16 protein-coding genes are annotated in these 16916 nt (G+C 70.0%); 8 read left to right on the top strand and 8 right to left on the bottom strand.

The features are described from left to right. Positions 1 to 275: 275 nt before the first annotated feature. The 3 genes from fomD to ACFPQ9_RS14700 form a co-directional block, all read right to left on the bottom strand. On the bottom strand, positions 276 to 971 hold the full coding sequence (gene fomD, locus ACFPQ9_RS14710; RefSeq protein WP_380852632.1) for a cytidylyl-2-hydroxypropylphosphonate hydrolase: 696 nt from the start codon (positions 969 to 971) through the stop codon (positions 276 to 278). Between the two features lie 72 nt (positions 972 to 1043). Beyond that, positions 1044 to 2429 (bottom strand): class II fumarate hydratase, encoded by a 1386-nt coding sequence (locus ACFPQ9_RS14705; protein WP_380852629.1) that lies wholly within the window; start codon positions 2427 to 2429, stop codon positions 1044 to 1046. A 78-nt stretch (positions 2430 to 2507) separates the two neighbouring features. Next, entirely contained in the window at positions 2508 to 4175 is a 1668-nt protein-coding gene (locus ACFPQ9_RS14700) for a fumarate hydratase (protein ID WP_380852626.1), read from the bottom strand. 166 nt (positions 4176 to 4341) lie between these two features. Between ACFPQ9_RS14700 and ACFPQ9_RS14695 the strand changes: the two genes are divergently transcribed. Both ACFPQ9_RS14695 and ACFPQ9_RS14690 read left to right on the top strand, forming a co-directional pair. Further along, positions 4342 to 5025, top strand: a complete 684-nt coding sequence (locus tag ACFPQ9_RS14695; protein WP_380852623.1) for a DUF1707 SHOCT-like domain-containing protein — start codon at positions 4342 to 4344, stop codon at positions 5023 to 5025. A gap of 173 nt (positions 5026 to 5198) precedes the next feature. Next, positions 5199 to 5576, top strand: a complete 378-nt coding sequence (locus ACFPQ9_RS14690) for a WhiB family transcriptional regulator (protein ID WP_380852620.1) — start codon at positions 5199 to 5201, stop codon at positions 5574 to 5576. 85 nt (positions 5577 to 5661) lie between these two features. On the opposite strand, the gene glpX is transcribed toward ACFPQ9_RS14690, so the two are convergent. Continuing rightward, a complete protein-coding gene (glpX, locus tag ACFPQ9_RS14685) occupies positions 5662 to 6699 on the bottom strand; it encodes a class II fructose-bisphosphatase (protein ID WP_380852617.1) in 1038 nt (345 codons plus the stop codon). Between the two features lie 146 nt (positions 6700 to 6845). Between glpX and ACFPQ9_RS14680 the strand changes: the two genes are divergently transcribed. After that, positions 6846 to 7367: a DUF4245 domain-containing protein gene (locus tag ACFPQ9_RS14680; protein WP_380852614.1), complete on the top strand. Its 522-nt coding sequence runs from the start codon at positions 6846 to 6848 to the stop codon at positions 7365 to 7367. A 64-nt stretch (positions 7368 to 7431) separates the two neighbouring features. On the opposite strand, the gene ACFPQ9_RS14675 is transcribed toward ACFPQ9_RS14680, so the two are convergent. The 3 genes from ACFPQ9_RS14675 to xseA all read right to left on the bottom strand — a co-directional run bounded on the left by ACFPQ9_RS14675 (position 7432) and on the right by xseA (position 9689). After that, the gene (locus ACFPQ9_RS14675) at positions 7432 to 8022 is read right to left on the bottom strand and encodes a malonic semialdehyde reductase (protein ID WP_380852611.1); all 591 of its coding nucleotides are present in this window, start codon (positions 8020 to 8022) and stop codon (positions 7432 to 7434) included. Positions 8023 to 8201: 179 nt separating this feature from the next. Continuing rightward, a complete protein-coding gene (locus tag ACFPQ9_RS14670) occupies positions 8202 to 8447 on the bottom strand; it encodes an exodeoxyribonuclease VII small subunit (RefSeq protein ID WP_380852608.1) in 246 nt (81 codons plus the stop codon). A 9-nt stretch (positions 8448 to 8456) separates the two neighbouring features. After that, entirely contained in the window at positions 8457 to 9689 is a 1233-nt protein-coding gene (gene xseA, locus ACFPQ9_RS14665) for an exodeoxyribonuclease VII large subunit (protein WP_380852605.1), read from the bottom strand. Positions 9690 to 9926: 237 nt separating this feature from the next. Here xseA and ACFPQ9_RS14660 point away from each other — a divergent pair, with 237 nt between their 5' ends. Next, a complete protein-coding gene (locus ACFPQ9_RS14660; RefSeq protein WP_380852602.1) occupies positions 9927 to 10943 on the top strand; it encodes a 4-hydroxy-3-methylbut-2-enyl diphosphate reductase in 1017 nt (338 codons plus the stop codon). Between the two features lie 29 nt (positions 10944 to 10972). Then, complete coding sequence (gene ppgK / locus ACFPQ9_RS14655; protein ID WP_380852599.1) at positions 10973 to 11722, top strand: polyphosphate--glucose phosphotransferase; 750 nt, start codon at positions 10973 to 10975, stop codon at positions 11720 to 11722. On the opposite strand, the gene ACFPQ9_RS14650 is transcribed toward ppgK, so the two are convergent. Continuing rightward, on the bottom strand, positions 11719 to 12267 hold the full coding sequence (locus tag ACFPQ9_RS14650; protein WP_380852596.1) for a DUF6542 domain-containing protein: 549 nt from the start codon (positions 12265 to 12267) through the stop codon (positions 11719 to 11721). The two genes, ppgK and ACFPQ9_RS14650, sit on opposite strands and share 4 nt — an antisense overlap. 803 nt (positions 12268 to 13070) lie before the next feature. Here ACFPQ9_RS14650 and ychF point away from each other — a divergent pair. The 3 genes from ychF to ACFPQ9_RS14635 all read left to right on the top strand — a co-directional run bounded on the left by ychF (position 13071) and on the right by ACFPQ9_RS14635 (position 16649). After that, positions 13071 to 14159 carry a redox-regulated ATPase YchF gene (ychF, locus tag ACFPQ9_RS14645; protein ID WP_380852593.1) on the top strand — a complete coding sequence of 363 codons (1089 nt, stop codon included), beginning with the start codon at positions 13071 to 13073 and terminating at the stop codon, positions 14157 to 14159. A gap of 137 nt (positions 14160 to 14296) precedes the next feature. Then, complete coding sequence (locus tag ACFPQ9_RS14640; RefSeq protein WP_380852590.1) at positions 14297 to 15118, top strand: SDR family NAD(P)-dependent oxidoreductase; 822 nt, start codon at positions 14297 to 14299, stop codon at positions 15116 to 15118. 91 nt (positions 15119 to 15209) lie between these two features. Next, positions 15210 to 16649, top strand: a complete 1440-nt coding sequence (locus tag ACFPQ9_RS14635; RefSeq protein ID WP_380852587.1) for an ATP-binding protein — start codon at positions 15210 to 15212, stop codon at positions 16647 to 16649. Positions 16650 to 16916: the final 267 nt, after the last annotated feature.

The raw sequence follows: 16916 nt of genomic DNA, 5'->3' as shown, positions 1-16916 counted from the left end.
GTCCGGGGCTGCGCGCCGCGCGTGCAGTTCGTCCCGCCGAAACTCCGATACCCGGAATACGTGTCCCAGGAACGGAATTGCCGCGTGGCCAGAGGCAGTTCCTGTGCCACCGGTGCAGGACCGCCCACGGTCCGTACCGGCCTGGTAACCCTCGCTCACGTCCTGCCGCCCCTCGGTGACGATCGGTCAAGCCCGGCGCGCACTCCGGTAGTTGCCCTTGCGCGCCCTTGCGGAGGACGATCCTACGTTTGTAGCCCGGGGGCGCATCAAGGGTCTCATGAGGACATGTGCGCGGGCGTGCGATCCCAGTCCTCAGGCAAAGAAGGTACAGCCCAGGAGGGATCAGGGCGCCAGTGCTGCCATCCGTCCCGGAACGGCGGCCCCCAGGCGCTGATCACCTCCACCGCCGAGTGGCCCGCCCGGCGCACCCGCGCGGCCAGCTGTTCGTCCATCAGTCCGTCCCGCCGGGCCTGCGCGAACTCGTCCTCGTCGCGCCAGTGCCAACTGCGGTCCGGATGCACGGAGATGTCGAGGAAGTGGTCCTCGGAGTCCACTCCGCCCGCCCAACGGGCCAGCGGCTCCTCAAGGTTCACGTACCAGTTCTTGAACCGCCATCCCGGCTCCCAGAACAGCCACACTGACCACGGCTCACCGGGCCGCGCGAGCTTGAGCACACCGGTCCCGAACCACCGGTCGTGCTGGACGGAACGCGGCTTGGTGTACCGGGTCTCCAGGGGTTCCTGGTGCACGGGCGTGCCGTCGGCGAGCACCGGCCGTACGCACTCCGTTCCCGGAGCGAGCCACACGGCGAGGATCTCCTGGTCGTCGCGGACGACGGTGACGGGGCGCGCGATGTGGAAGCGATGACCGGCGTTCTCCCGGTACCGCCACAGGATCCGCGTCCCGGGCGCCCAGTGGCCCGTCGATCCGCCCGCTTCCACTTCCGTCGTCATCGCTCCACCCTCTGCCATGAACAGATATTAGGTGCCCCAGGCATACGACGCTGCGGTGCCCGTCACGGTTCACGCGGCCGTGACCGCTCGTTACGGCCGTGTCATCCGCAGCACGTCGAGGGCCTCGTCGAGCTGCTCCAGGGTGAGGTCGCCGCGCTCCACGTACCCGCCGTCCAGGACGACTTGGCGGATCGTCCTGCGCTCGGCGAGGGCCTTCTTGGCGACCTTGGCGGCCTCCTCGTACCCGATGTACTTGTTGAGCGGAGTGACCACGGAGGGTGACGACTCGGCGTACTCGCGGGCCCGCTCCCGGTTCGCGGTGATGCCGTCCACGGTCTTGTCGGCGAGCAGCCGGGAGACGTTGGCGAGCAGCCGGATCGACTCCAGGACGTTCTTGGCGATGACCGGCAGCATCACGTTGAGCTCGAAGTTGCCGGCCGCTCCGGCGACGGCGACGGTGGCGTCGTTGCCGGTGACCTGGGCGGCGACCATGAGGACGGCCTCGGGGATGACCGGGTTGACCTTGCCCGGCATGATCGACGAACCGGGCTGCAGGTCGGGCAGGTTGATCTCGGCGAGTCCGGTCCGGGGGCCGGAGGACATCCAGCGCAGATCGTTGGCGATCTTGGTCAGACCCACGGCGATGGTCCTGAGCTGCCCGCTGGTCTCGACGATGCCGTCCCGCGCGCCCTGGGCCTCGAAGTGGTCGCGGGCCTCGGTCAGCGGCAGCCCCGTGACGCGGGCGACCTCCGCGATGACGGCGGCGGAGAAGCCGGGCGGGGTGTTGATGCCGGTGCCGACCGCGGTGCCGCCCAGGGGCAGCTCGGCGAGCCGGGGGAGGGAGGCGTGCAGCCGCTCGACGCCGTACCGGATCTGCGCGGCGTAACCGCCGAACTCCTGCCCCAGCGTGACGGGAGTGGCGTCCATGAGGTGGGTGCGCCCCGACTTCACCACGTCGGCGAACTCCTCGGACTTGCGCTCCAGGGAGGCGGCGAGGTGCTCCAGGGCCGGGATCAGGTCCCGGGTGACGGCGGCGGTCGCGGCGATGTGGATCGAGGACGGGAAGACGTCGTTGGACGACTGCGAGGCGTTGACGTGGTCGTTCGGGTGGACGTCCCGGCCGAGCCGCTCGGTCGCGAGGGTGGCGACGACCTCGTTGGTGTTCATGTTCGACGACGTGCCCGAACCGGTCTGGAAGACGTCGATCGGGAAGTGCGCGTCCCAGTCCCCGCGGGCGACCTCCCGGGCCGCCTCCTGGATCGCCTCGGCGATGTCCTTGTCGAGCACGCCCAGCCGCGCGTTCACGTTGGCCGCGGCGCCCTTGATACGGGCGAGCGCCTCGATGTGGGCCCGCTCGATGTGCCGGCCGGAGATCGGGAAGTTCTCGACGGCACGCTGGGTCTGGGCCCGCCACTTGGCGTCCGCCGGGACGCGGACCTCGCCCATGGAGTCGTGCTCGATGCGGTATTCGCTCATGCCCGGTACAGCGAGCGAGAGGGCCCGGATGTTCCGGGCCTTGCGCCGATCGCGCGATCGGCGCAAGGCGCGCCGGGCTTACGCCAGGCCGGGGCCGCGCACCGGAATGCTGGTGAACGTCGGCGCGGGTGCCGGGTCCTGGAAGAAGTCGTTGCCCTTGTCGTCGACGACGATGAACGCCGGGAAATCCTCGACCTCGATCTTCCAGACGGCCTCCATGCCGAGCTCCTCGTACTCGACGACCTCGACCTTCTTGATGCAGTCCTGGGCGAGGCGGGCGGCCGGGCCGCCGATGGAGCCGAGGTAGAAGCCGCCGTGCGCGTCGCAGGCGTCGGTGACCTGCTTGCTGCGGTTGCCCTTGGCGAGCATCACCTTGGAGCCGCCCGCGGCCTGGAACTGCTCGACGTAGGAGTCCATACGGCCGGCCGTGGTCGGACCGAAGGAACCGGACGCGTAACCCTCGGGGGTCTTCGCGGGACCGGCGTAGTACACCGGGTGGTCCTTCAGGTACTGCGGCATCTCCTCGCCCGCGTCCAGGCGCTCCTTGATCTTGGCGTGCGCGATGTCACGGGCCACGACCAGCGGGCCGGTGAGCGAAAGCCGGGTCTTGACCGGGTACTTGGTCAGCTCGGCGAGGATGTCGTCCATCGGCTGGTTGAGGTCGATGCGGACGACGTCGGAGGACTCGTCGAGGTGCTCGTCGGTCGTCTCCGGCAGGAACCGCGCCGGGTCCGTCTCCAGCTGCTCCAGGAAGACGCCCTCGGCGGTGATCTTCGCGACGGCCTGGCGGTCGGCGGAGCAGGAGACGGCGATGGCGACCGGGCAGGACGCGCCGTGCCGGGGCAGGCGCACCACGCGCACGTCGTGGCAGAAGTACTTGCCGCCGAACTGCGCGCCGATGCCGATCTTCTGGGTCAGCTCGAAGACCTTCTCCTCCAGCTCCTTGTCCCGGAAGCCGTGCCCGAGCGGCGAGCCCTCGGCCGGGATCTCGTCCAGGTAGTGCGCGGAGGCGTACTTGGCGGTCTTCAGCGCGTACTCGGCGGACGTGCCGCCGACGACGATCGCCAGGTGGTACGGCGGGCAGGCCGCCGTACCGAGCGAACGGATCTTCTCCTCCAGGAACTTCATCATGGAGGCCTCGTTCAGGACGGCCTTCGTCTCCTGGTAGAGGAACGACTTGTTGGCGGAGCCGCCGCCCTTGGCCATGAACAGGAACTTGTAGGCGCCGCCGTCGGAGGCGTACAGCTCGATCTGGGCCGGCAGGTTGGAGCCGGTGTTCTTCTCCTCCCACATGGTGAGCGGAGCCATCTGCGAGTAGCGCAGGTTGAGGTTGAGGTACGCGTCGTAGATGCCGCGGCTGAGGGCAGCCTCGTCGCCGCCCTCGGTCAGCACGTTCTGGCCGCGCTTGCCCATGACGATCGCCGTGCCGGTGTCCTGGCACATGGGGAGCACGCCGGCCGCCGCGATGTTCGCGTTCTTCAGCAGGTCCAGCGCCACGAACTTGTCGTTGCTCGACGCCTCGGGGTCGTCGATGATGCGCCGCAGCTGGGCCAGGTGCGCGGGCCGCAGATAGTGCTGGATGTCGTGGATGGCCTCCTCGGCCAGCTTGCGCAGCGCCTCCGGCTCCACCTTGAGGAACGTCCGCCCGTCGGCCTCGAAGGTGGAGACACCCTCGGAGGTCACCAGCCGGTAGGGGGTGGTGTCCTCTCCCATGGGGAGCAGATCGGTGTACGCGAACTCAGGCATCTCGCCCATTCCTCACTCGACAGACAGCGGCCGGCCTCCATTGGCAAGCGTCCACCAGCGTAGAACCTGCCGCCGACGGCGAGCTTGTGAGGTAAGGCTCAGTTCGACGGCCCTGAGATCCCTCCGGGGGCTATCGCGATCTATCGTGTTTGGGTACGCTGCTGTCGTGGACCTTGAGAAGCGCACCGCACCCGCTGCCGCCACCGAGCTCCGGGCCTCCGATGCCGATCGCGACCGGATCGCCGACATCCTGCGCGAGGCCCTGGCCGAAGGGCGCCTGACCGCCGACGAGCACGCCGAGCGGGTCGAGGGTGTCCTGGCGGCCAAGACGGTCGGTGAACTGGAGGTGTTCATCCGGGACCTGCCCGCCGCACAGCGGCGCCGGGATCCCTACGTCCCCGCCCCCAGCCGCCCCGCCCCGGGCGCGATCCCGGCCGAGCCCGACGACAACGTGGTCGCGGTGTTCAGCAGCGCCGTCCGCAAGGGCCGCTGGCGCGCGGGCCGCCGGATCCACGCGTACGCGATCTTCGGCAGCGTGGAGATAGACCTCAGCGAGGCGCTCTTCCAGTACCAGCACGTGATGATCCGGGCGATCTCCGTCTTCGGCAACGTCGAGGTCCGGGTCCCGGAGAACGTCTCGCTGCGCGGCGCCGGCGGCGGTGTGCTCGGCAACTTCGAGGTGGACCACCTCGACGCGGAGGACCCCGAGGCGCCGGTCGTCCATGTCGACGGCTGGGCCGTGCTGGGCAACATCGAGGGCAGGCCGAAACGGGGCAAGCTCGTCGCGGACATACTCGATCGGGTTCAGCGCAAGGTCGACAAGAGTTTGCGCAAGCATCTGGATCGTTGACGGTTGTGAATCGGACCGCCCGACTCCGGCTCCGCGGCCGCTGAACGGCCGTGCGGCGGTGCGCGGGACGACCCGAAATCCAGCGGTTCGGAACTCACTGCATAGGCGCGCGCACAGCGGGTAGACCTTGCTGCATCGTCTCTCGCTCGCGAAGCCGTCGTCAGGAGTAGACCGTGCTGCAACCGCCGCATTCGTCCCTGCAGGTAGCTGCCGTTCCGGCCCAGCGGGTGCCAGCGCGAGACAGGGATCAAGACGCCCCGTGGCATACGGAGGCCGTGTGCCGCCGTGACGAGGCCGGCCTGTTCTTCGCCCCCTCCAAGGAACCCACCGCGGCCCGCCTCTCCCGTGAGGAGGCGGCCAAGCGGGTCTGCGCGCGCTGTCCCGTCATGGTCGAGTGCCGCGAACACGCCCTTCTCCAGCCGGAGCCGTACGGCGTCTGGGGCGGCCTGACCGCGGCCGAGCGCCGCGTCGTCCTGGCCAGGCGCCGCCGCCGCGACATGGAGCTGAAGAAGGCGGCGCGGGCGGCGAACCGGATAGCGCAGGCGGGCTGACAAACGAGAAACAGGGCGTCCCCTCCGCACCGGGGGCGCCCTGTCGGCTTCACGTCTCAGCGAGGGGCGGGTGACCGCCCCGCTCTCACTTCGCCCTGTCGAAGTCGATCGCGCTGTAGGCCCGCAGCTTGCTCAGCCGGTGCTCGGAGTCGATCCGCCGCACCGTCCCCGACTTCGACCGCATCACGATCGAGTCGGTCGTGGCGTTCTCCGACCGGTAGCGCACGCCGCGCAGCAGTTCGCCGTCGGTGATGCCGGTCGCAACGAAGAACACGTTGTCCCCGGCCACCAGGTCGTCGGTCATCAGCACCCGGTCCAGGTCGTGCCCGGCGTCGATCGCCCGCTGCCGCTCCTCGTCGTCCTTCGGCCAGAGCTTGCCCTGGATGGTGCCGCCGAGGCACTTCACGGCACAGGCCGAGATGATCCCCTCGGGCGTACCGCCGATGCCGAGCAGCATGTCGACGCCGGTGCCCTCGCGCAGCGCGTAGATCGACCCGGCGACATCGCCGTCGGAGATCAGCTTGATGCGGGCGCCCGCGTCCCGGATCTCCTTGATGATGCCCTCGTGCCGGGGCCGGTCCAGGATGACGACGGTGACGTCCTCGGGCGTGGAGCGCTTCGCCTTCGCGACCCGGCGGATGTTCACGGCCACCGGCGCGTCGATGTCGACGAAGTCGGCGGCCTCGGGGCCGGTGACCAGCTTGTCCATGTAGAACACGGCGGACGGGTCGAACATGGCCCCCCGGTCCGCCGCGGCGAGCACGGAGATCGCGTTCGGCATGCCCTTCGCGGTCAGGGTGGTGCCGTCGATCGGGTCGACCGCGATGTCGACCTCGGCCCCGGTCCCGTCGCCGACCCGCTCCCCGTTGAAGAGCATCGGCGCCTCGTCCTTCTCGCCCTCACCGATGACGACGACGCCGTTCATCGACACGGTGTGGACGAGGGTCCGCATGGCGCGCACCGCGGCGCCGTCGGCGCCGTTCTTGTCGCCGCGCCCCACCCAGCGGCCGGCGGCCATCGCCGCCGCCTCGGTCACACGGACCAGCTCCAGGGCGAGGTTGCGGTCGGGGGCTTCGCTGGGTACTTCGAGCTCGGACGGCAGATGATGATGATTCTCGGTCATCGAGGCGCACCTTTCTGATACGACGACGGCCGGATGAGGGTTCGGCCCTGACTCTATCCTCGGGCGCGCGGAATGAGCAGAGGGACCCCACGGATGAGCAGGGGACCCCACGGATGAGCAGGCGGGGCACCTGCGACGATAGGGGCGTGGCAGGTTCGAACGGTAAGCAGAAGTCGGTCCGCAACATGGTGCTCTCGCTCGGAGTGACCGTGCTCGCGGCAGGAGTCATCTATCTTTTCGTCCCCCGTGACGACAGCGCTCCCGACCTCCCGCGGATCGACTACCGCGTCGAGCTGCTGACGGCCCGGCGCGCGGCGTCCTACCCGGTGGCCGCGCCCGAGGGCCTGCCCGAGAGCTGGAAGGCGACCTCCGTGCGCTTCAAGGGCGACGACTTCGACGCCTGGCACCTCGGCTTCCACACCACCGGCGGGGAGTACCTCCAGGTCGAGCAGTCGGCCGAGAAGCCGGCGACGTTCCTGGAGAAGGCCACCCAGGGCGGCCGGGCGAGCGAGGTCACCGAGAAGATCGGCGAGCGGACCTGGACGCGGTACACGGGCGGCCGCTACGACGCCCTGGTGCACCAGGAGAAGGGCGCGACGACCGTGGTGGCGGGCACGGGCTCCTTCGAGCAGCTCACGCAGCTCGCGAAGGCGCTCAGGGCGGAGTGACACCCCAGGCATGACGAAGGGCCCCCGGCCGGGATGCCGGGGCCCTTCGTCATGTGCGGTCGGTTCAGACCGTGGTGACGACCTGGTCGAAGTCCAGGCGCGGGGAGCGCGGGTACCAGGCGTCGGCGCCCGGCTTGCCGATGTTGACGACCATCAGCGGGGTGTGGTCGTCGTCCAGGAACTCCTTGCGGACGCCCTCGAAGTCGAAGCCGGTCATCGGGCCGGCGGCCAGCCCGGCGGCGCGGACGCCGACGATGAAGTAGGCGGCCTGAAGGGCGGCGTTCATCCCGGCGGCGCTCTCACGGGCCGGGCGCTCGCTGAAGAAGACGTCCTTGGCCTGCGGGAACGCCGGGAACAGGGTCGGCAGCTCCTCGTGGAACTCGTTGTCCGCGGAGAGGATCGCGACCAGCGGGGCGCTCGCGGTCTTGGCCTGGTTGCCCTCGGACATGTGCTGCACCAGACGCTCACGGGCCTCGGTCGAGCGGACCAGGGTGATGCGCAGCGGGGTCTGGTTGAAGGCGGTGGGGCCGTACTTGACCAGGTCGTAGATCGCCTGGACCTGCTCCTCGGTCACCGGCTTGTCGGTGAAGGTGTTCGCGGTGCGGGCCTCGCGGAACAGCAGGTCCTGGGCGGCGGGGTCAAGAACGAGAGACATGCGGGAACCTTCTCGGGTTGTGCGTGCGCTTGTGCGTGTGCGTCGTGCGTAAACGGACCGGGGCCCGTTTACGATGACGACAGTACGGCAGACAAGTTCAAGGTTCAACAAAAAGCGGGGCGTGGTGATCCGCTTCACAGCCTGATCAGGTGTGGCGGTCCCCGGCGGGTGCGGCCGCCCTAGGACTCGTCCTCGGCGTTCTCCTGCGCGGCCTCCGCCTCGGCCTCCTCGGCCAGGGCCGCGTCCAGCCGCGCCCGCGCCCCGTCCAGCCAGCGCCGGCAGACCTTGGCCAGCTCCTCGCCCCGCTCCCAGAGCGCGAGGGACTCCTCCAGCGTCGTACCGCCCGCCTCCAGCCGCCGGACAACCTCGATCAGCTCGTCCCGGGCCTGCTCGTACCCGAGCGCTTCTTCCACCTTGCCGGTCATTCGCCCACCCTATGCATCGGCCTGTGCGTCGACTCGCGCGTCGACCCTTACGGAGAACTCGCCCTCGGCGACCCGCGCCCGCAGCGCCTCGTCCGCGGTCACCTCGCCGGGGTCGCGGACCACATGCCCGTCGGCCCGCTGGAGCACGGCGTACCCCCGCTTCAGGGTCGCGGCGGGGGAGAGGGCCACCACGCGCGCGTGCGTGTGCGTCAGCTCGGAATCGGCGCGGTCGAGGTGATGGCGCAGGCAGCGGCGGCCGCGGTCGAGCAGGGACGCCACATGGTCGGCCCGCTCGTCGATCATCCGGTGCGGATCCTCTATCGACGGCCGCGCCAGAGCGTGCGCGAGCCCGCGCTCCTCGCGCTCGACGAACCCCTCGACGCACCGCCGGGCCCGGTCGCGCAGCATCCGCACGCGCTCGTACTCCTCGCCCACGTCCGGTACGACCTTCTTGGCGGCGTCGGTCGGGGTGGAGGCGCGCAGGTCGGCGACATGGTCGAGGAGGGGGTTGTCGGGCTCGTGCCCGATGGCGGACACCACCGGCGTACGGCACGAGGCGACGGCCCGCACGAGCTGCTCGTCGGAGAAGGGCAGCAGATCCTCCACGCTGCCGCCGCCGCGGGCGACGATGATCACGTCCACGTCGTCGATGTCGTCGAGATCCTTGACCGCCTGCACGACCTGCGGCACGGCGTGCACGCCCTGCACCGCGACATTGCGCACCTCGAAACGGACGGCGGGCCATCGGTGCCGGGCGTTCTCCAGGACGTCCCGCTCGGCGGCGGAGGCACGTCCGCAGACCAGGCCGATGAGCTGCGGAAGGAAGGGGAGCGCCTTCTTCCGCTCCGGCGCGAAGAGCCCCTCGGCGGCCAGGGACTTCTTCAGCAGCTCCAGCCGGGCGAGCAACTCGCCCACGCCGACCGGCTTTATCTCGGTGGCACGCAGGGAGAGCTGGCCGCGCGGGGCGTACCACTCGGGCTTGGCGAGCACGACGACCCGGGCGCCCTCGGTCACCACGTCGGCGACGGCGTCGAAGACCTGCCGGTAGCAGGTCACGCTCACGGAGATGTCGTACGACGGGTCCCGCAGCGTCAGGAACACCACGCCGGCACCCGGCCGCCGCGACAACTGCGTGATCTGCCCCTCGACCCACACCGCCCCGAGCCGGTCGATCCACCCCCCGATGAGCCGCGACACTTCACCGACGGGCAGTGGGGACTCCGGGGTCGTGTTCACAGCCATGCGGCGAGCGTAACGGCCGCCACCGACAACGCCGGCCAGCCGGACGGGGCGTCGGCACGGACGGCCCCGGCCGCGCGCGGTCCGTCATCGGGCGTACGGTCCGCCGTCCCGGACAGCGCCCTCCCGCCTCCACCCGCCCCGCCCGTCACGCCGCTCCCCACCCTTCACAACCCCGTGCCCGTCTCCTCGTCAACCCGTCACCCACGCGATCTCCGAGCCCTCGAACGCACCCTTACGATGGGACGCATGACTGCTTCGCCTGGCCGCCGTGTCCTGCTCGCCGCCCCCCGTGGCTACTGCGCGGGTGTGGACCGCGCCGTGATCGCCGTCGAGAAAGCGCTGGAGCAGTACGGCGCTCCGGTGTACGTCCGGCACGAGATCGTCCACAACAAGTACGTCGTGCAGACCCTGGAGAAGAAGGGCGCCATCTTCGTCGAGCGCACGGAGGAGGTGCCGCCGGGCAACATCGTGATGTTCTCGGCGCACGGCGTGGCCCCCGTCGTCCACGAGGAGGCCGAGCGCGGCCGGCTCGCCACCATCGACGCGACCTGCCCGCTGGTCACCAAGGTCCACAAGGAAGCGGTCCGCTTCGCGAACGACGACTACGACATCCTCCTGATCGGGCACGAGGGCCACGAGGAGGTCATCGGTACGTCCGGTGAGGCCCCCGACCACATCCAGCTCGTCGACGGCCCCGGCGACGTCGCCAAGGTCGAGGTCCGCGACGAGTCGAAGGTGGTCTGGCTCTCCCAGACGACGCTCTCCGTCGACGAGACGATGGAGACCGTCGACGCGCTGAAGGAGAAGTTCCCGCAGCTCATCTCCCCGCCCAGCGACGACATCTGCTACGCCACGCAGAACCGTCAGCTCGCGGTGAAGCAGATGGGCGCCGAGGCCGAGCTGGTCATCGTGGTCGGCTCGCGCAACTCCTCCAACTCCAAGCGGCTCGTCGAGGTCGCCAAGCTCGCCGGCTCCCGCGAGGCCTACCTCGTGGACTTCGCCAGCGAGATCGACGAGGCCTGGCTGGAGGGCGTGACGACGGTCGGCGTCACCTCCGGCGCCTCCGTCCCCGAGATCCTCGTCGAGGAGGTCCTGGAGTGGCTCTCCCAGCGCGGCTACGGAGACGTCGAGCTCGTCAGGGCCGCCGAGGAGTCGATCACCTTCTCGCTGCCGAAGGAACTGCGCCGTGACCTGCGCGAGGAGGCCGCGGCCCTGATCGCCGAGCGCAAGGGCTCCGGCGACTCCGGGGAGTGACTGTCGGTCCCGCGTCGTAACGTAGGGCCATGCAGATCTTCGGCTTGGACATCGGTGGATCCGGGATCAAGGGCGCCCCGGTGGACCTGGACAGGGGTGACCTCGCGCAGGAGCGCTTCAAGGTGCTCACTCCGCACCCGGCCACACCCGACGGGGTCGCCGACGGCGTGAAGCAGGTCGTCGAGCACTACGGCTGGACGGGCCCGGTCGGGCTCACCTTCCCCGGCGTGGTCACCGACGGCTCCACGATCCGTACGGCGGCCAACGTCGACAAGAGCTGGATCGACACCGACGCGCGCACGCTGTTCAGCGACCGGCTCGGCGGCCACCCGGTCACGGTGGTCAATGACGCGGACGCGGCCGGCGTCGCCGAGATGCACTTCGGCGCGGGCCGCGGCCGCAAGGGCACCGTGATCCTCCTCACCTTCGGCACGGGCATCGGCAGCGCCCTGTTCGTCGACGGCCGCCTGGTCCCCAACACCGAACTGGGCCACCTCGAACTCCACGGCCACGACGCCGAGAAGCGCGCCTCCAGCAAGGTCAAGGAGGACGAGGAGCTGTCCTGGGAGCACTGGGCGCACCGCGTGCGGAAGTACCTCGCCCATGTCGAGATGCTGTTCTCGCCCGAGCTGTTCATCATCGGCGGCGGGGTGAGCCGCAAGTCCCAGAAGTTCCTGCACTACCTCGAGGGCATCAAGGCGGAGATCGTGCCCGCCCAGCTCCAGAACAACGCCGGGATCGTGGGCGCCGCGATGCACGCGGCGGAGAGCGACAGCTAGCCGCCGCCGACGCCCGCCCGGCGTGTCGCCGTGCGCCGGGCGATCAGACGGACTCTGCGGACGAGCACGACGAGACCGGCGGTCAGCGTCCCCAGGTACAGCCACCCGGCCTCCGTGGCGAGGGCGCTCACCAGCCCCATCAGATGGCCGCCGAACCCGCCGCCGCCCTCTGCCAACGGCAGCAGCCCCACCGCGAACGAGATCGGCACGACCACCGGTGCGGTCAGCAGATCGCCCTCGCGCACCCAGACGGCCGTCAGCACGCACACCGGCAGGAACAGCACGCTGTACAGCGTCAGCGACCCGAACAGCAGCGAGTCGAGGTAGCCGAGCACCAGCATCACGGCCGCGCAGAACAGGCCGCTGCCGAGTCCGGTGAGCCGGGGGTCGGGAAAACGGCGTACGGGCTGCGGCGCCGGGGCCGGCCCGGGGCGCCGTACCGCCGCCGCGGCCTGCTCCGAACGCGGCCGGCGCTGCGGGCCGGGGCGGGTGGAGCGGGCGGGCCGGGGGGACGCGGCGTCCCGGGCGGCCCGGGCCTTCGCCATCCGAGCGGCTCGGTCGGCTTTGGCGGCTTTGGCGGCCGCTCCGGCGTCATCGGCCGGGGCGGGGGCGCGGGTCGATGCCCGGGATGATGCCCGGGCAGGCCAGGAGCCGGACAGCCCCGCACCGCCCACGGTGCCACCACCGCCTCCGGTGCCACCACCGCCTCCGGTGCCACCACCGCCCCCGGTGGTTCCGCCGCTCCCGTTGTTGCGACCACCGCCGCTGTATCCGCCGCTCCCGCTGGTGCGACTGCCCCCGCTGTATCCGCCGCTCCTGCTGTTGCGGCTGCCCCCGGTGCTTCCGCCGCCCCCGCTGACGCGACCACCCCCCTTGTATCCGCCACCCCCGCTGTTGCGACTGCCCCCGCTGCTGCCCTCTCGCAGGAATTGGCCCTCGTCGTGCCCCGTACGACCTTCGCCCCGCTCCACACTGTCCCCGTCCGGCGGAAGACCGCCATCGCCCGGCGCGAACCGGCCCGCCTTCGTGCGAGCCGGCCCTCACCCCGCGCGACCCCCGTTCCCGTTCCCGCTCCGCCTCGCGGCGCGGCGCGTGGTCGGCAGGTCGCGCCCTGCCTTGCTTCACTCGACCAACCTAGGTCGGTTCCTGTGGCGAATCGGCCCTCAGACACGCCCGGGAGCGAACCTTGGCCAGGTGTTCGACAGGACGCCGGGGCCGGACCCGGTACGCCGTAGACTGGTGGATCGGCCCGTGCATCTGCGTCGAAGATCTATCGGCATCGAAGATCGAAGAAGGACCGGGCCCCAGCCCAGCCCATGAAGTCCTCTCACGTACGGGAAGTCGCAACGTGTCGCTCACGATCGGAATCGTCGGTCTGCCGAATGTCGGCAAGTCGACCCTGTTCAACGCCCTGACCAAGAACGACGTGCTGGCGGCCAACTACCCGTTCGCCACGATCGAGCCGAACGTCGGCGTGGTCGGCGTCCCGGACGCCCGGCTGGCCAAGCTGGCCGAGATCTTCGGCTCGCAGCGCATCCTCCCGGCGACCGTCGACTTCGTCGACATCGCGGGCATCGTGCGCGGCGCCTCCGAAGGTGAGGGCCTGGGCAACAAGTTCCTCGCGAACATCCGTGAGTCCGACGCGATCTGCCAGGTCATCCGTGCCTTCAAGGACGAGAACGTCGTCCACGTCGACGGCAAGGTCTCGCCGAAGGACGACATCGAGACGATCAACACCGAGCTGATCCTCGCCGACCTCCAGACGATCGAGAAGGTCCTGCCCCGGCTCCAGAAGGAGTCGCGGATCAAGAAGGACATCGCGCCGAAGGTGAAGGCCGTCGAGGAGGCCAAGGAGATCCTGGAGAAGGGCGACACCCTCTTCTCGGCCGGCATCGTCCAGGGCTCCGGCAACGAGGAGCTCCTGCACGACCTGCATCTCCTCACCACCAAGCCCTTCCTCTACGTCTTCAACGTCGACGAGGACGAGCTGGTCGACGACGACTTCAAGGCCGAGCAGCGCGCCCTGGTCGCCCCCGCCGAGGCGATCTTCCTGAACGCCAAGCTGGAGGCGGACCTCGCCGAGCTCGACGAGGAGGACGCGATGGAGCTCCTGGAGTCGGTCGGCGCGGAGGAGCCCGGTCTCGCCACCCTCGCCCGCGTCGGCTTCAACACCCTCGGCCTGCAGACCTACCTCACGGCCGGCCCCAAGGAATCCCGGGCCTGGACCATCAAGAAGAACGCCACGGCCCCCGAGGCCGCCGGCGTCATCCACACCGACTTCCAGAAGGGCTTCATCAAGGCCGAGGTCATCTCCTTCGCCGACCTGGTGGAGACCGGCTCGGTGGCGGAGGCCCGCGCGAAGGGGAAGGCGCGGATGGAAGGCAAGGAGTATGTGATGCAGGACGGGGATGTCGTGGAATTCCGCTTCAACGTGTAGCGGTTGATCCAGTTCAATGGGTAGCGGGTGATCCAGTACGCGATCGCTGATCCGGCACCTGTGCGGGTCAGGTGGGGTCGGGCCCAAGGGGGTCCGGCCCCGTTCTCGTGGGTGACGAAGAAGGGGCCGGAACAGCAGTGACGGACGAGCGAGTGGTCATCGTGACCGGCGGCGGTTCGGGCATCGGGGAGGCCGCCGTACGCCTGCTGCGCGAGGGAGGTCACCAGGTGGTCGTCTCCGGTCGCCGGAGCGAGCCGTTGCGGCGTCTCGAACGGGAAACCGGCGCACTCGCGTATCCGTCCGACGTGGGGGACCCCGAGGCCGCGGACGGTCTCGTCCGGGCAGCCCTGGTCGCGTACGGACGACTCGACGGAATCGTGCTCAATGCCGGCATCGGGCGCGGTGGCACCGTGGGCGACTTGTCGTTGGAGGACTGGGACGAGGTGATGCGCACCAATGTCACCGGCCCGCTGCTGCTCCTGCGTGCGGCGATCCCGCACCTGCTGGAGACGAGAGGAGCGGTGGTCGCCGTTGCTTCGGTGTCCGCGCTGCGCAACGGCACGAGCAACGTCCCGTACGCCACGTCCAAGGCGGCCCTGCTCCAGCTCTGCCGTTCCGTCGCCGTCGACTACGGGCGTCAGGGGGTGCGGGCCAACATCGTGTGTCCGAGCTGGGTGAAGAGCGAGATGGCCGACCGCCGCATGGCGCGCTTCGCCGCGGAAGCGGATCTGCCGGGAGACGGCGTGGCGACCGCCTATGAGGAGGTGACCAGACTCCTGCCCCTGGGCCGGCCGGGTGAGCCGCGTGAGATCGCGGAGGCGATCGGCTGGCTGCTGTCCCCGGCGGCGTCGTATGTCAATGGCGCGGTGCTCACCGTCGACGGCGGGGCGACGGCCCTTGATCCCGGGGCGCTCGCGTTCGACTTCCATGTCTCGCCACGCGGCGACGAGGTCTCCTGACACTCCTCACCGGACCGGCCATTGGGATCGGAGGCAAAGTAAGATGGAATCTACGTAATAATCGATCTACCTTTGCTGCCTGGGGTGCGTCATGGAGTTCCAAGGCCGGGCCGGAGATCTCGAACTGCTGGCGGAGCAGTACCGGGCCGTGGCCGAGGGGGCTGGAGCCACTCGCGGGCGGGCGGTGATCATGACCGGGCGGCGCCGGGTGGGGAAGTCGCGACTGGCGCAGGAGTTCTGCGACCGGTCCGGGGCGCCGTATGTGGTCTTCCAGGCCACCCGGGGGCGCAACCCGGTGACGGAGCGTGGCGACTTTGCGGCGGCTCTCGCGCAATCGCTTCTGCCGGGGGCCGAGCTGGTCGCCGGCCTCCAGGCCCAGGACTGGAACCAGGCCCTGCGCTCGTTGGCGCTCGCGGTGCCCGATGACGTACCCAGCATCGTGGTGATCGACGAAGTGCCCTGGCTGGTCGAGCAGGATCCGGAATTCGAGGGGGCACTCCAAACGGTCTGGGACCGTCATCTGTCGTCGAAGCCCCTGCTTCTGCTGCTGGTCGGCAGCGACACATCGGTGATGGAGGCGCTGCAGTCGTACGGGCGCCCGTTCTTCGGGCGGGCGGCCAAGATGACCGTCCACCCCCTGAACCTGGCCGATGTGCGGGCCATGACCGGGCTCGATGCCGCAGAAGCCGTCGACGCCCAGTTGATCACCGGCGGATTCCCCGAGATCGTGCAGTCCTGGCGACCGGGCATGGGGCGCGGGGACTTCCTGCGGGCTTCGGTCGCCAACCCTCTCTCGCCTCTGCTGGTGGCCGGTGAACTGTCACTGCTGGGGGAATTCCCCGAGGCTTCGCACTCACGGGCGGTGCTGGAGGCGGTCGGCAACGGTGAGCGCACCTTCAGCGCGATCGCAGCGCAGGCCGGCGGCGCCGGGGCACTGCCGTCCGGCACGCTCTCGCCGCTGCTGGCCTCGCTGCAGGCCAAGCGGGTCCTGGCCGCCGACCTCCCCCTGTCGGCCAAGCCGGACAGCAAGAACAAGCGCTACCGGATCGCCGACCCCTATCTGCGGTTCTGGCTGGCCTTCCTGGCGCGCGCGATCCCCCTCATCGAGCGCGGCCGCGGCGACTTGGCACTGGAACGCATCGAGCGGTCATGGACCACGTGGCGCGGCCGAGCGGTCGAACCACTGGTCCGTGAGTCCTTGTTGCGGCTGATGCCCGATGAGGAGTGGCCGGAGACCGAGGCCATCGGCGGTTGGTGGAACCGTCAGAACAACCCCGAGATCGACCTGATCGGCGCGGACCGCGAACCGGTGGCCCGGCAGGTGCACTTCGTCGGGTCGGTCAAGTGGCTGGAGAACCAGCGGTTCGGCCGCCATGAGTACGACTCCTTGGTACGTGACATGCTCGCCGTCCCCGGCACCACCCCGGACACCCCACTGGTCGCCGTCTCCCGCTGCGGTGCGGCCGATGACCTGCCGCTCACGGCGCACTGGGGGCCGGAGGATCTCGTACGGGCCTGGCAGCCCCGCTAGTCGAGACGCTCACGCGCGAACACCGAGTTCCGCCGGGCGCGCCGTCCTCTACTCGGCTGCCTCCGCGTGAAGTTCCAGGCTGACTGCCATAGACGGCATACGACAGACGCGGAGGGGCGGGGGCGGTGGCGGGGGCGGAGGGCATAGGGCTGACGCCGCACGCGCACGCCGCACGCCAGACGGCAGGCGGCGGACCCGCCTCGGGGCGATGGCGGCAGCCGGGGCATACCGGCGGGCGACATTCGTCGTCCCATGGATGGCAGGATG

The organism is Streptomyces coerulescens, assembly GCF_042657965.1.
GTDB lineage: Bacteria > Actinomycetota > Actinomycetes > Streptomycetales > Streptomycetaceae > Streptomyces > Streptomyces coerulescens.
Note: the sequence above shows the minus strand (reverse complement) of the source record. Positions and strands in the feature narration are given on the sequence as shown.

Coding starts and splice junctions, on each gene's coding strand:
- ACFPQ9_RS14650 (WP_380852596.1), bottom strand. CDS start 12,267: ATGGCGAAGGCCCGGGCCGCCCGGGACGCCGCGTCCCCCCGGCCCGCC.
- xseA (WP_380852605.1), bottom strand. CDS start 9,689: ATGGCTGTGAACACGACCCCGGAGTCCCCACTGCCCGTCGGTGAAGTG.
- ACFPQ9_RS14660 (WP_380852602.1), top strand. CDS start 9,927: ATGGGACGCATGACTGCTTCGCCTGGCCGCCGTGTCCTGCTCGCCGCC.
- ppgK (WP_380852599.1), top strand. CDS start 10,973: ATGCAGATCTTCGGCTTGGACATCGGTGGATCCGGGATCAAGGGCGCC.
- ACFPQ9_RS14700 (WP_380852626.1), bottom strand. CDS start 4,175: ATGCCTGAGTTCGCGTACACCGATCTGCTCCCCATGGGAGAGGACACC.
- fomD (WP_380852632.1), bottom strand. CDS start 971: ATGGCAGAGGGTGGAGCGATGACGACGGAAGTGGAAGCGGGCGGATCG.
- ACFPQ9_RS14670 (WP_380852608.1), bottom strand. CDS start 8,447: ATGACCGGCAAGGTGGAAGAAGCGCTCGGGTACGAGCAGGCCCGGGAC.
- ACFPQ9_RS14635 (WP_380852587.1), top strand. CDS start 15,210: ATGGAGTTCCAAGGCCGGGCCGGAGATCTCGAACTGCTGGCGGAGCAG.
- ACFPQ9_RS14705 (WP_380852629.1), bottom strand. CDS start 2,429: ATGAGCGAATACCGCATCGAGCACGACTCCATGGGCGAGGTCCGCGTC.
- ACFPQ9_RS14675 (WP_380852611.1), bottom strand. CDS start 8,022: ATGTCTCTCGTTCTTGACCCCGCCGCCCAGGACCTGCTGTTCCGCGAG.
- glpX (WP_380852617.1), bottom strand. CDS start 6,699: ATGACCGAGAATCATCATCATCTGCCGTCCGAGCTCGAAGTACCCAGC.